Genomic DNA, 13,519 nt, shown 5'->3' with positions numbered 1-13,519 from the left:
CCCGACATCCCGACGGCGAGGCCGCGAGGCCGGACCTGCCCGCGTACCGCGCCGCCCGTCGCCCCAGGCATCACCCACCCGTCCACCGAACGTCCGGCGAACACCATGGAAGAGCGCCACGCCATCCCAGGAGCCTCCCGTCCGCCCGCGCGCCGCCGGTTCCCCGGGCTCGCGAGCCAGATCCAGTACGCCCGCCGCTTCGTCGAGCGGATGGTCGCCCCCTCACCCGAGACCACCACGGCCACGCTGCTGACCAGCGAACTGGCCACCAACGCCATCACCCACAGCTCCTCGGGCCTGCCCGGGGGGAAGTTCGAGGTGTCGGTGCACCTGGCGCCCGGCTGGGCGCGGGTGGAGGTGCGCGACCTCGGCAGCCCCGAGCAGCCGCGCGCCCAGCACCGCGACCCCTACGACACCAGCGAGCACGGCCGCGGTCTGGACCTGGTCGAGGCGCTGGCCGCCAAGTGGGGCACCGAGCCCCGCTCCGACGGCCTGGGCCGGCTGGTGTGGTTCGAGCTGGTGTGGGACCCCCGCGAGGCCGGGGCGGCCGGACCGGCCGGCGCCTGACCCGCCCTTCGGCGGCGCGCCCGCGCGCGTGGCGGCACCGCCGGTGCGGGGCCCCTCATCGGGGAGGGGACCCGGGTCGGCGGTGCCGCCACGCGCAACTTTCGCGCGCCCGGCGGCCGGGCGCACCGGGCGCGCACGCCCGTTGACCGCATGGTGCGGCCGGCCGGGTCAGGCGCCCTCCGGGGGCGGTGCCGGCAGGCGGTACTTCTCATACAGTTCGCGCGCGTAGTCCTTGGCCTCCTGCGAGGGCTCGTCGCCCAGCTCCTCGCGGACCAGGTCGTCCAGGTCGGCTTCCTTGGGATCCATGCGTGCAGCTTGCCTTCCGTAGAGGGCCGATCACAAATCGGCGCCTCGGCGTTGCGCGGAACGCAACGGAAACGGCGAAGGCGGGCGGGCCTGCCGCGACGCGGACGGCCGCCGCGGGAGGCTCCCGCGGCGGCCGCCGTCGTGCTGTACCGCCGTACCGCTGTGCCCGCTGCCGGGCGGCTACCCGCGCGGCTTGCCGGCGGGGTCGGCCTCGGCCGCCGCGGGGTCCTCGGCGGACTCCGGGGCGTCGTCGGCGCGCTTCTGGCGCTCGCGCTCCACCGCGGCGTCGCGCTTGGCCTGGCGCCGCTGGGCGCGGCGCTCCTTGCGGCCCTCGGCCATGGTGTAGAGCACCGGCACCAGGACCAGGGTCAGCAGCGTGGAGGTGACCAGGCCGCCGATGACCACGATCGCCAGCGGCTGGGAGATGAACGCGCCGCCGCCGGTGATCCCCAGCGCCATCGGGGTGAGAGCGAAGATGGTGGCCAGCGCGGTCATCAGGATGGGCCGCAGCCGGTGCCGCGAGCCCTCCACGACCGCCTCGCGCAGCTCCATGCCCTCCGACCGGTACTGGTTGACCAGGTCGATGAGCACGATGGCGTTGGTGACCACCACGCCGATCAGCATCAGCATGCCGATCATCGCGGCCAGGCCCAGCGGCTGGCCGGTGGCCAGCAGCAGGCCGATCGAGCCGGTGGCCGCGAACGGGATCGAGACCAGCAGGATGAGCGGCTGCATCAGGCTCTTGAAGGTCGCCACCATGATCAGGTAGACGATCGCGACCGCGGCGATCATGGCGATCCCCAACTGGGTGAACGCCTCGGTCTGGTCGCTGCTGACACCGCCGATCTCGGCGGTGGCGCCCTCGGGCAGGTCCAGCTCGTCCAGCGCCTGGGTCAGCTCGGTGGTGACCCCGCCGAGGTCCTCGGCGGTGGGGGTGGCCGAGACGGTGGCGCTGCGCACGCCGTCGGAGCGGTTGAGCTGCGGCGCCTGCATGACCTCCTCGACGTCGGCCACGGCGCCGAGCCGGACCTCGCCGCCGGTGGGCGTGGCGATGCGCAGGTCCTCAAGGTCCTCGACCGTGGCGGGCCGCGCGGTGTCGCGCACCACCAGGTCGCGCTGGGCGCCGTCGATGGCGGCGGTGCCGACCTCGGCGCCCTGGAACGCCTGGGAGACCGCCTGGCCGATCGCGGCCTCGGTGAGGCCCTCATCGGCGGCGTCCTGGGCGTTGACGTCGACCTCCAGCGCGGGCTGCGCGGCGGCGATGCTGTTCTCGACGTCGGCGGCGCCGGGGATCTCGCGGACGGTGTCCTCGACCATGCCGGCGGCGTCGACCAGGGTGTCCTGGTCCTCGGCGCGGACCTCGACCTGGAGCGTGGAGCCGCCCATGCCGCCCGTGGCCAGCCGCAGCTCGGAGTCGGTGTCGACGTCCTCAAGGGCGTCGCGCAGCCGGTCCTCGATGACGGCCTGGTCCTCCTCGGGGTCGGAGGTGACGGTGTAGGTCACCGTGTCGGCGCCGCCCCCGCCCATGAGCATGGCCTCGGGGCCGCCGCCGCCCACGGAGGACTGGTAGGACTCCACCCACGACAGGCCCTGGAGGGTGTCCTCGACCTTGGCGGCCTCCTGGTCGGCCTCCTCCAGCGAGGTGCCGACGGGGAGTTCCTGGGTGACCTGGTAGGTGTTCTGCCCCTGGTTGCCCAGGAAGTTGGTCTGGAGGTTGGCCGCCGCGACGAACGTGGCGCCCAGCAGCAGGACCGAGGCCGCCAGCGTGATGATGCGGTGCCGGGTGGCCCACCGGATCACCGGCAGGTAGGCGCGCTGGAGCGGGGTGCGCAGCTCGCGCGCGTACTCCTCGGCCTTGACGCGCTCCAGCTCCTCGGGCGGGACCACGCGCGGGCGCATGAACCAGTAGGCCAGCACCGGGATGATGGTCAGCGCCACCAGCAGGGACGCGGCCAGCGCCAGGCTGACGGTGACGGCGAAGGGCCGGAACAGCTCGCCCACCTGGCCGCCGACGAACCCGATCGGCAGGAACACCGCCATGGTGGTCAGGGTGGCCGCGGTGATGGCCACGCCGACCTCGCGCACACCGGTGAGCACGGCGTGGAACTTGTCCTCGCCGTAGGACATGTGCCGCTTGATGTTCTCCAGCACCACGATGGAGTCGTCCACCACGCGGCCGACCGCGATGGTCAGCGCGCCCAGGGTGAGGAGGTTGAGGGAGTAGCCGAACGCCTGCACGCCGATCATCGCCACGAGGAGCGAGACCGGGATGGACACCGCCGTGACCAGCGTGGAGCGGATCGACACCAGGAAGACCAGGATGATGATGATCGCGAAGGCCAGGCCCAGCGCGCCTTCCTCGGCCATGGCGACGATGGAGTCGTTGATGAACGGCGCCTGGTCGAACACCACGGTGATCTGGGCGTCGTCGCCGAGCATGGGCTCCAGCTCGTCCAGGGCCGCCTGGACCTGCTCGGAGATCTCGACGGTGTTGCCGTCGGGGGTCTTGGTGACCATGACGCCGAGGCTGGGGTCGCCGTCGGTGCGGGTGATGCTGGACTGCTCGTCCAAGCGCAGCTCGACCTCGGCGATCTCGCCGAGCCGCACGGGCTCGGGGGCGGCGGTGGCCGCGCCGGGCATCGCCGCGCCGGCGGCGCCGGCTCCCGCGGCGGCGCCCGCTGACGCGCCGGCGCCCGCGCCGGCCTGTCCGCCGGGCGTGACGAGGAGGTCGCGGACGTCCTTGACCGACTCGAACTGGTCACCGGTGGTGACGGTCAGGGTGCGGCCGTCCTCGGTGATGTCGCCGCCGGGCGTGAGCGCGCCGCCGGCCTGGACCGCGCTGGTGATGTCGTTGGCGGTGAGCCCGCGCTCCTCCAGCTCGTCGTCGTCGGGCGTGATGACGACGGAGGACTCGCGCACGCCGGTGACCGTGGCGGCGCGGACGCCCTCGATGGACTCCAGCTCGGGGACGACCTGCTCCTCCAGCGGGTCGGCCAGGGCTTGCTCGTCGCCGTCTCCGGCGCCGGCCGCCAGCATGACCACGGGGATGTCGTCGGTGCCGAAGGCCATCACGGAGGGGTCGACGTCCTCGGGCAGCATGCCCTCGGCCTGGTCGACGGCCTGCTGGACGTCGCGCACGACGTCCTCGCTGCTGTCGCCGTAGTCGAACTCGGCGGTGACCTGCACCGATCCGGTGCTGGAGGTGGAGGTGTAGCTGACGACGCCGGGGACGCTCTGGACGGCCTGCTCCAGCGGCTCGGCCAGCTCGGTCTCGACGACCTCGGGCGAGGCGCCCTGGTACTGGGCGCTCACCATGACCATCGGGACGTCGAGCGTGGGCATCAGCTCGCGCTCGGTGTTGACGGTGGCCAGGGTGCCGAAGACCGCGGCGGCCAGCGTGATGAGCAGGATCAGGGCGCGGTTGCCCAGGGAGAGTTGTGCGAGCCGGTTCACCGCGCCCCCCTCCGCCGCGTGCCCGCTGGGAAGGGGCCGAAGGGGACGCCAAGAACGGACTTGGCAGTGTGGGACATGAGAGTCGTTGCTCCTTGGATAAGGATGGTCGCGCTGCGAACGGCACCGCTGCGACGAGCGGTAGATCGATGGACACCCACACGGCTGTCTCGAAACGGGGATCCGAGTGGGGTACTGCCGGGCACGCGATTTCAACGATACTTCGCGATATGCCGGGAATTCACCGTGATCGGGCCGACATCAGGCCGGTGTCAGGGGCCTGTCAGGGGGATATCAGGGGCATCCCCGGCCGCTGAGCGGCGCCGACGCCGCGCACCGGCGGCGCGCTTGGGCGCGGCGGGCGGCGGACGGTGGCGGGCGGACCGCATTCGGCCAGGCCCGGCGGGAACCCGCGAGGGGCGGCGGCACGGCGCCGCACGGCGCACGGGAGGGCGCGCGGCGGCGGGCCGAAGAGAGACGGGGGAACGGGCAAGGGCCGGCGGGCGCGGGCGGCCGGGAGCGCGAGCGGCCGGCTCAGCCGGCGGCCACCGGCGCGGTCTCGCCGGGCGGCACGTGCTCGTGGGCCACGCCCCACACCACGCGCAGCAGGTCCTCCAGGGCGTGCACGAGCGCGGCGTCGACCAACTGGTAGCTGACCTGCCGGCCGCGCGCGGTGGTGGCCACCAGGCCGCACTCGCGCAGGCACGCCAGGTGGTTGGAGACGTTCTGCCGGGTAAGACCCAACTGGTCGGCCAGGTGCGCGGGGTAGTCGGGGCCCTCCAGCAGGGCCAGCAGGAGCCGGCAGCGGGTGGGATCGGCCAGCGCCCGGCCCAGGCGCTGGATCGCGGCGAGGCGCTGCTCGGAAGTCAACATGAAAACCATTTTACAGCGTTTGCTGTATAGACAGTCCGGGCTGTATAAACAGTGGCGACTGAACAGTACGGTCTCGGGCGCCGCCCGCGCGAGGAGGATCCGCATGGGCCACGGACACGGCCACGGGCACGGCCACGCCACGGCCGCCGCCGCCAACCGCGGGCGGCTCGCCGCCGCCCTGGCGCTGATGGTGGGCGTGGCGGTGGTGCAGGTCGCCGGTGCCGCCGCCTCGGGCAGCCTGGCGCTGCTGGCCGACGCCGGGCACACCGTGGCCGACTCCTTCGGCCTGGTGCTGGCCCTGGTGGCGGTGTGGATCGCCGGCCGGCCGCCCAGCGCCGACCGCACCTTCGGCCTCCAGCGCGCCGAGGTGCTGGCCGCCGCCGTCAACGCCCTCACCCTCTTCGCCCTGTGCGCCTTCGTCGCCGTGGAGGCCGTGCGGCGGCTGCTGGACCCCCAGCCGGTCGCCGGCCCCTGGGTGGTGGCCGTGGCCGCGGTGGGGCTGGCCGCCAACGTGGTCGCGCTGCTGCTGCTGCGCGGCGGCCAGCGCGAGAGCCTCAACGTCCGCGGCGCCTACCTGGAGGTCATGGGCGACGCCCTGGCCTCGGTGGGCGTCCTGGTGGGCGGCGGGCTGATCTGGCTCACCGGCTGGGAGCGGGTCGACTCCCTGGTCTCCCTGGCCGTCTCCGCCTTCATCGTGCCGCGCGCCTGGAGCCTGCTGCGCGAGGCCGTGCACGTGCTGCTGGAGGCCACCCCGCGCAACGTCGACCTGGACGAGGTCCGCGCCCACCTGATGCGCCAGCCCGGCGTGCTGGACGTGCACGACCTGCACGCCTGGACCATCACTTCGGGCACCCCGGTGATGTCGGCGCACGTGGTGGTCGAGGACGCCCGCCTGGCCGACGCCGGGCGCGTGCTGGACGACCTGCACGCCTGCCTGTCGGGCCACTTCGACGTCGACCACTCCACCCTGCAACTGGAGCCCGCCGGCCACGTCGACCACGAGGGCCCCTGCCACGCCTGAGCCGCCCCCGCCCGGCGCGCCGGGTCGCCCCCCGGGGTATCGTCGTCGGATCCCAGCGGTGCGGACAGGGCGTGACCTGGACAAAGCACCGTCGGGGTCGGACAACGTCGCCGACCGGCCGGGGCGGGTGCTTCCGTGCGCCCCGCCGGCCGCCCGGTGCGCCCCGCGCGCCGGGCCGGGTCCGGCGGCGGGGCCGGTGCGAGCGATGACGTCGACCACCTGTGGGGAGCGCGATACATGACCGAGGGACGGAGCCCGGGCGGGGGCAGGTTCGCCAGGATCGCCGACGCCCTGCGCGAGGACGTCGTCAGCGGCTTCCTGCTGATCGCGGGCGCCGTGGTCGCGCTGGTCTGGGCCAACTCCCCCTGGAGCGAGGTCTATGAGTCCATCCGGACCTTCTCCTTCGGCCCCGCCGCGCTGCACCTGGACCTGAGCGTGGAGGCGTGGGCGGCCGACGGCCTGCTCGCGATCTTCTTCTTCGTCGTGGGCAACGAACTCAAGCAGGAGTTCGTGCACGGCGAACTGCGCAACCCGCGCCGCGCCATGCTGCCCATCATCGCGGCGCTGTGCGGCATGGTCGTGCCCGCCACCATCTACGCGCTGATCAACCTGGGCAACCCCGACGCCCTGGGCGGCTGGGGCATCCCCATGGCCACCGACATCGCCTTCGCGGTGGCCATCCTCGCCGTGGTCGGCCGCTACCTGCCGCCCGCGCTGCGCACCTTCCTGCTCACCCTGGCCATCGTGGACGACCTGGGCGCGATCGTCGTCATCGCCGTCTTCTACACCGACCACCTGGCGTTCCTGCCGCTGCTGGGCGCGCTCGCGCTGCTCGCCCTCTTCGGCTACCTCCAGCGCGGCCGGGGCCTGGCCGCCGCGCTCGACCGCTCCCCCGTGCCCAACTGGGTGGTCTACGTCCCGCTGGCCGTCACCGCCTGGGCACTGATGCACGCCAGCGGCGTGCACGCCACCATCGCGGGCGTGGCCATGGGCATGCTGATGCGCACCGTGGCCCTGCCCGGCGAGGAGTCCGACCCCAGCCACCGCGCCGAGCACCTCATCCGCCCGTGGTCCTCGGGCGTGGTCCTGCCGTTCTTCGCGATGATGTCGGCGGGCGTGGCCTTCACCGGCCTGGACGCGATCTTCTCCGACACCGCCGCGCTCGGCGTGATCGCCGGCCTGGTCTGCGGCAAGCTCCTCGGCATCTTCGGCGGCTCCTGGATCACCACCAAGGTCACCAGCGCCGAACTCAACCCCTCGCTGCGCTGGGTGGACATCTTCGGCATGTCGCTGCTGGCCGGGATCGGGTTCACGGTCTCGCTGCTGGTGACCGAACTGTCCTTCCCCGACCACCCGGAGATGATGGAGGACGCCAAGGCCGGGGTGCTGGTGGCCTCGCTGGTGGCCACGGTGCTGGCGGCCCTGGTGCTGGGCGTGCGCAGCGCCCACTACCGGCGCCACGGCTACGACCACGCCGAGGCGGAGAGCCCCGCGGCCGGGGCGTAACGCGGCACCCCCGTCGGTGGCATCATGAGCCGACACGCGCCGTCCGCCCCCCGGCGGGGCGTGGAACGCGGTTGGATGGGGGTGCGTTCCCCGTCCAGGTGCGCCGGGGCCGCGGCCGGCCGCGGCCCCGACCAAGGCCACCACGAGCACCCCGATCAGGACCCCGATGCGACCACACCGGCCTGAGCGCGCGCAGAGCGTTCGAAGCGCCGTCTACCGCTGGCTGGCCCGCCTCTGGCGGCGCCCCGCGCTGCCGCGGGACCTCCCGCGCGCCCTGTGGGGCCGCCCGGCGCGGCTGTTCGTCCTGCTGTTCGTGGTCGCCGACCTGCTGGGCGCGCTCGTCCTGCTGCTGCCCGCCGCCCACGCCGAGGGCCACGACCTCACCGTGGTCGAGGCGCTGTTCACCGCCACCAGCGCGCTGGCGGTGTGCGGCCTGGCCGTGATCGGGCTGGGCACCGAGCTGTCGGTGTTCGGCGAGCTGGTGGTGGCCGGGCTGGTGCAGGTCGGCGGGATCGGGATCATGACCCTGGCCTCGGTGCTGGGCGTGGTGGTCATCCACCGCTTCGGGCTGCGCATGCAGCTCACCCTCCAGGCCGAGACCCGCAGCCTCAGCGTCGGCGACGTCAGCGGGATCGTGGGCCGCGTGGTGCGCACCAGCCTGCTGTGCGAGGCGGTGCTGGCGGCGGTGATCGTGCCGCGCATGTGGCTGGCCCACGATATGACCCTGCTGGAGGCGCTCTACAGCGGGACCTTCCACTCGATCATGGCGTTCAACAACGCCGGCCTGTCCATCTACGACGACAGCCTCACCCGGTTCTCCGGCGACCCGCTCATCCTGCTGCCCATCGCCGCGGCCACCATCGTGGGCGGCCTGGGGTTCCCGGTGCTGCTGGAGCTGCGCCGCCACCTGCGCAGCCCCCGCCGCTGGACCCTGCACACCAAGCTCACCGTGACCACCACGGCGCTGCTGTTCGGCGCGGGCATGGTGCTGGTGCCGCTGATGGAGTGGAGCAACCCGGCCACCCTGGGCGGCCTCAGCCCCGGGGCGCGGCTGGTCAACGGGATCTTCCACGGGATCATGCCGCGCAGCGGCGGGTTCAACACGGTCGACGTGGGCGCCATGGAGGACTCCACGCTGCTGGTCACGATCATGCTGATGTTCGTGGGCAACGGCAGCGGCAGCACCGCCGGCGGCATCAAGGTCGCCACGCTGGCCGTGCTGTTCCTGGTGGTGTGGGCCGAGATCCGGGGCCACCCCCACGTGCACGTCTTCGGCCGCCGCCTCCCGCCCTCGGTGATCCGCGAGGCGCTGAGCCTGACCTTCCTGTCGATGACCGTGGTGGTGGCCTCCACGGTGGCGCTGCTGGTGGCCACGCGCTACCAGTTGGAGGTCGTGCTGTTCGAGGTGGTGTCGGCCTCGGGCGTGGTGGGCCTGTCCACCGGGATCACCGGCGACCTGCCCGAGCCCGCGCAACTGCTGCTGGTGGTGCTCATGCTGGCCGGGCGGATCGGGCCGATCACGTTCGCCTCGGCGCTGGCGCTGCGCGAGCACACCCGGCGCTACGATCTGGCCGAGTCGCGTCCGATCATTGGATAACAGGTCCCGGCCGCGGGGCCGGGACGCAACGGGACGGAGAAGAAAGTGCAGCGGAGCAGGCCAAACGACAAGCGCGTGCTCGTCATCGGGCTGGGGCGCTTCGGCAGCTCCCTGGCCCTGGAGCTGGTCGCCCACGGCTGGGAGGTCCTGGGCATGGACTCCAACCCGCGCCTGGTGCAGGCCTACGCCGAGTCCCTCACCCACACCGTGGTGGCCGACGCCACCGACGACGAGGCGCTGCGCCAGGTCGGCGCGCACGAGTTCACCCGGGCGGTCGTGGGCATCGGCACCCACCTGGAGGAGAGCATTTTGGCCGCCTCGCTGCTGGTGGACATGGGCGTGCCGCACATCTGGGCCAAGGCCACCAGCCGCCGACACGGCCGCATCCTCCAGCAGATCGGCGCCCACCACGTGGTGCTGCCCGAGCACGACATGGGCGAGCGCGTGGCGCACCTGGTGTCGGGGCGGATGCTCGACTACGTCGAGATCGAGGAGGACTTCGCGCTGGGCAAGACCAAGGCGCCGCGCGAGATGATCGGCCGCAAGCTGGGCGAGACCAAGGTGCGCACCAAGCACGGCATCACGGTGGTGTGCATCAAGCGCCACGGCGAGCAGTTCACCTACGCCACGGCCGACACCGTTCCCCAGAAGGGCGACATCATCGTGGTGGCCGGCAAGACCGACGCGGTGGAGAGGTTCGCCGAGATCAACTGAGCGGCGGCGCACGCCGCGCCACAGCAACCTACTTTCCGGACATCATGGTCATAGCAGCCATAGACGGACATACACCGTTTTCCGCCCAGCATGCCGCAAATTGACAACCATTTTCATTTTCGCGATGATGGACGGCATGCGAGGACGGACGTATGTCAAGGTGGCCGCGGTCTGCGCGGCCGGGATGCTCACCGTGACCGGCTGCGGCGGAGGTGGCGAGGACGGCGGCGGCTCCGGCGCGCGGCTCAGCGTCGTCACCGGCGTCTACCCGCTGGAGTGGCTGGCGGCCCAGGTCGGCGGCGACCACGTCGAGGTCGCCAACCTCACCGAGCCCGGGGCCGAACCCCACGACCTCGAACTCACCCCGCGCCAGGTCGGCCAGGTGGCCGACGCCGACCTCGCCTTCTACGTCAGCGGCCTCCAGCCGGCGGTCGACGACGCGGTGTCCCAGCAGGGCGACGGCAACGCCCTGGACGTCGCCGACCTGGTCGAACTGCGCACCGCCGAGGAGAACGCCGCCGAGGAGCCCCACGACCACGGCGGCGAGGAGTCCCACGGCGACGAGGGCGGCCACGACCACGCCGAGGACGAGCACTCCCACGCCGGGGACGAGCACGCCGCCGAGGAGGACGCCCACGCCGAGGAGGAGGGCGCCGGGGAGTCCCACGGCGACGAGGGCGGCCACGACGGCCACGACCATGGCGAGTTCGACCCCCACATGTGGCTCGACACCGAGCGCATGGCCGAGGCCGCCGCCGGCCTGGCCGACCGCCTCGCCGAGATCGACCCCGACCACGCCGACGCCTTCGCCGCCAACGCCGAGGAGGTCACCACCCTCCTCGACGGCATCCACGAGGACTACTCCACCGGCCTGGCCGACTGCCGCAGCCGCGACATCGTGGTCAGCCACACCGCGTTCGGCTACCTGGCCGCCCGCTACGACCTGCACCAGATCCCCGTGGCCGGGCTGGACTCCCACTCCGAGCCCTCGCCGGCGCGCATGGCCGAGGTCGCCGAGACCGTCCGCGAGCACGACGTCACCACGGTCTTCACCGAGCCTCTGACCAGCCCCGAGGCCGCCGAGACCATCGCCGCCGAGACCGGCGCCGACACCGCCGTGCTCGACCCGCTGGAGGGCGTCACCGACGCCTCGCCCGGCGACGACTACCCCTCCATCATGCGCGGCAACCTGGAGGCGCTGAGCACCGCGCTCGACTGCGGCTGACGCCGCCACCGCGCGCAGCCGGGCCCGTGCCCCCGCCCTGCGGGGGCACGGGCCTTTCCATGTCACAAATCCGTGGCGAGGGGCGGACAGCGCGTATGCACGTGAGTTATCCTGGCCAAAGTACGGTGCTGATGCACGTGCATTGGACGGTGCAGTCGGCTGTGCCCGCTGGTGCGGACGCCTTCACCCCCGACCCAGAGGAGTTTCTCCCATGGACGCCTACAACGGCATCGCGGCCTCCGAACTCCACGACATCGCCTGGCAGAAGAGCCGGCGCAGCAACCACCAGGGCGCCTGCGTCGAGATGGCCCGCCTGGCCAACGGCTCGATCGCCATGCGCAACTCCCGTTTCCCCGACGGACCCGCGCTGGTCTACACCCAGGCCGAGATCGACGCCCTGATCCTCGGCGCCAAGGACGGCGACTTCGACAACCTGCTGGGGTAGTCCTCAGCCGACCCAGACCCATGCGTCGCCCCCCGGCGCGTGGCCAGGGGCTCCGCGGCCGGCCTCGCGCCCGCCGCGGAGCCCTTCGCGTTATGGCGCGCCGCGCTCCCCCACGGGATCGGGCGGGCGGGAGCGGGAACCGCGAAACCGGGGAAACCTGGAGAACCGCGAACGGGACCGGGTGCGGCGCCGGTCAGAGCCGGCGCAACGGGTCACAGGTCGTTCATCATGTCCTTGAGCCGCAGCGTGCTGCGCGCCGGGGTGTCGGCGATGACGCTGAGGTTCTCCATGGCCATGGTGTAGAGGTCGATGTCGCTGCGCCGGTCCAGGCACATCGACCCGGTGAGCTGCTCCAGGTAGACGATGTCGGACAGCCCGAAGTCGGGGTAGCGCAGGATCGTGAAGGTGCCCACCGCGGCGGCGTGCGCGCCCTCGCTGAACGGGATGATCTGCACCGTGATGTTGGGGCGCTCGCTCAGCTCGATCAGCCGCTCCAACTGGCCGCGCATGATGTCGGGGCCGCCCACCGGCCGACGCACCGCAGCCTCGTCGATGATGGCCCACAGCCGGCAGGCGCCGCTGAGCACGTGGCGCTGGCGCCGCATCCGCACCGCCACCCGGTCCTCGGTCTCGACCGGCTTGACGCGGTTGCCCAGCGCGATCACCGAGCGCGCGTAGTCCTCGGTCTGGAGCACGCCCGGCACGAACTGCGCCTCGTAGACCCGGATGCGGGTGGCGGCCTCCTCAAGGCCGACATAGACCTGGAACCAGTTCGGCAGGCTCTCGCCGTAGGCCTGCCACCAGCCCGGCTTCTTGGAGTCGCGGGCCAACTGCACCATGGTCGCGATCTGTTCTCTGTCGGTGACCCCGTATAACTTCAGCAGGTCCTCGACGTCGCGGACCTTGAAGCCCACGCGGCCCAGCTCCATGCGGCTGATCTTGGACTCCGAGCCGCGGATGTAGTGGCCGGCCTCGGCTCGGGTGAGGCCCTTGGCCTCGCGGCACTTGCGCAGTTCCGACCCCAGCAGCATCCGGCGCACTGTGGGACCGCTCCCCTTCTTCAGACGAGCAATGTCCACTGCCGGTGCCTCCCTGCTCCACTCCGGCGGAACCCGCCGGGGACCGCCGCGCCGCGCGGCATACCCACGCAAGCCCACGATATCGCCGATTGGACCGACAACTCGATCGGCGGCACCCCGAACGGGCGCCGGAGCGCGGGTTCGGCGTCGGCGCGGGCGGCGGTCCCCGTCCGCCCGTGCGTCGGCGGGCGGACGGTGATCAGTGGAAACTCGCCCAGACGTACTTCCCCTGGGGCAGGACGGGAAGCACCCCCCAGGCGCGGCAGAAGCACGCGACAAGGTGCAGACCGCGGCCGTTCTCCAACCGGAGGTCGGGCTCGCGGGGGATCGGCATGCGCTCGCCGCGGTCGCGGACGGCGCAGACGAACTCGCCGCCGCGGCGCAGCAGGCCCATGCGGATGGGGTCGTCGGGGACGCCCGGGCGCCCGGGGGGGCTCCCGTGGCGCAGGGCGTTGGTCACGAGTTCGGAGACCACGAGTTCGACGTCGGGCACCAGCGCGGCCATGTGCCACTCGCGCAGGACGCGGGCGGCGATCTCGCGCGCGGCCGCCGGCGCGACGGGATCGGTCTCCAGGTGGAAGAAGAGGTGGTCGGCGTGCGCGGCGCGCGCCCGGCCGGTGGGGTCGGGGGCGCCGTTCAGCAGGACGGTCGACCACCACGCCCGTGGGGAGGGTGCCGCGAACGGCCCCGAACAGTCGCCGTCGTCCAGTCTTTCCATCGATTCGCGGGCTGGTTG

General features: G+C 72.7%; 12 protein-coding genes. 7 read left to right on the top strand and 5 right to left on the bottom strand.

The window, feature by feature from the left end; translation table 11 throughout:
- The first annotated feature begins 105 nt into the window (after window positions 1-105).
- The gene (locus LG943_RS02570) at window positions 106-567 is read left to right on the top strand and encodes an ATP-binding protein (protein ID WP_270070507.1); all 462 of its coding nucleotides are present in this window, start codon (window positions 106-108) and stop codon (window positions 565-567) included.
- Between the two features lie 168 nt (window positions 568-735).
- Here LG943_RS02570 and LG943_RS02565 read toward each other — a convergent pair whose 3' ends face one another.
- The 3 genes from LG943_RS02565 to cmtR all read right to left on the bottom strand — a co-directional run bounded on the left by LG943_RS02565 (window position 736) and on the right by cmtR (window position 5,205).
- The gene (locus LG943_RS02565; RefSeq protein WP_270070506.1) at window positions 736-873 is read right to left on the bottom strand and encodes a hypothetical protein; all 138 of its coding nucleotides are present in this window, start codon (window positions 871-873) and stop codon (window positions 736-738) included.
- 180 nt (window positions 874-1,053) lie between these two features.
- A complete protein-coding gene (locus tag LG943_RS02560; RefSeq protein ID WP_270070505.1) occupies window positions 1,054-4,326 on the bottom strand; it encodes an efflux RND transporter permease subunit in 3,273 nt (1,090 codons plus the stop codon).
- A 531-nt stretch (window positions 4,327-4,857) separates the two neighbouring features.
- Window positions 4,858-5,205 (bottom strand): Cd(II)/Pb(II)-sensing metalloregulatory transcriptional regulator CmtR, encoded by a 348-nt coding sequence (gene cmtR / locus LG943_RS02555; RefSeq protein ID WP_270070504.1) that lies wholly within the window; start codon window positions 5,203-5,205, stop codon window positions 4,858-4,860.
- Between the two features lie 94 nt (window positions 5,206-5,299).
- On the opposite strand from cmtR, the gene LG943_RS02550 reads away from it, so the two are divergent.
- The 6 genes from LG943_RS02550 to LG943_RS02525 all read left to right on the top strand — a co-directional run bounded on the left by LG943_RS02550 (window position 5,300) and on the right by LG943_RS02525 (window position 11,704).
- Window positions 5,300-6,217 carry a cation diffusion facilitator family transporter gene (locus LG943_RS02550; protein ID WP_270070503.1) on the top strand — a complete coding sequence of 306 codons (918 nt, stop codon included), beginning with the start codon at window positions 5,300-5,302 and terminating at the stop codon, window positions 6,215-6,217.
- Window positions 6,218-6,454: 237 nt separating this feature from the next.
- The gene (gene nhaA / locus LG943_RS02545; protein WP_270070502.1) at window positions 6,455-7,723 is read left to right on the top strand and encodes a Na+/H+ antiporter NhaA; all 1,269 of its coding nucleotides are present in this window, start codon (window positions 6,455-6,457) and stop codon (window positions 7,721-7,723) included.
- Window positions 7,724-7,889: 166 nt separating this feature from the next.
- Window positions 7,890-9,320: a TrkH family potassium uptake protein gene (locus LG943_RS02540; RefSeq protein WP_270070501.1), complete on the top strand. Its 1,431-nt coding sequence runs from the start codon at window positions 7,890-7,892 to the stop codon at window positions 9,318-9,320.
- Window positions 9,321-9,365: 45 nt separating this feature from the next.
- Window positions 9,366-10,034 carry a potassium channel family protein gene (locus LG943_RS02535; protein ID WP_270070500.1) on the top strand — a complete coding sequence of 223 codons (669 nt, stop codon included), beginning with the start codon at window positions 9,366-9,368 and terminating at the stop codon, window positions 10,032-10,034.
- 136 nt (window positions 10,035-10,170) lie between these two features.
- Window positions 10,171-11,259 carry a metal ABC transporter substrate-binding protein gene (locus tag LG943_RS02530; protein WP_270070499.1) on the top strand — a complete coding sequence of 363 codons (1,089 nt, stop codon included), beginning with the start codon at window positions 10,171-10,173 and terminating at the stop codon, window positions 11,257-11,259.
- A 211-nt stretch (window positions 11,260-11,470) separates the two neighbouring features.
- Entirely contained in the window at window positions 11,471-11,704 is a 234-nt protein-coding gene (locus LG943_RS02525; RefSeq protein WP_270070498.1) for a DUF397 domain-containing protein, read from the top strand.
- 212 nt (window positions 11,705-11,916) lie between these two features.
- Here LG943_RS02525 and LG943_RS02520 read toward each other — a convergent pair whose 3' ends face one another.
- Together LG943_RS02520 and LG943_RS02515 are read right to left on the bottom strand one after the other, a co-directional pair.
- Window positions 11,917-12,735: a helix-turn-helix domain-containing protein gene (locus LG943_RS02520; protein ID WP_270070497.1), complete on the bottom strand. Its 819-nt coding sequence runs from the start codon at window positions 12,733-12,735 to the stop codon at window positions 11,917-11,919.
- 247 nt (window positions 12,736-12,982) lie between these two features.
- A complete protein-coding gene (locus tag LG943_RS02515) occupies window positions 12,983-13,501 on the bottom strand; it encodes an ATP-binding protein (protein WP_270070496.1) in 519 nt (172 codons plus the stop codon).
- Between the last annotated feature and the right edge of the window lie 18 nt (window positions 13,502-13,519).

The organism is Streptomonospora mangrovi (assembly GCF_027604915.1).
Lineage (GTDB): Bacteria > Actinomycetota > Actinomycetes > Streptosporangiales > Streptosporangiaceae > Streptomonospora > Streptomonospora mangrovi.
Note: the sequence above shows the minus strand (reverse complement) of the source record. Positions and strands in the feature narration are given on the sequence as shown.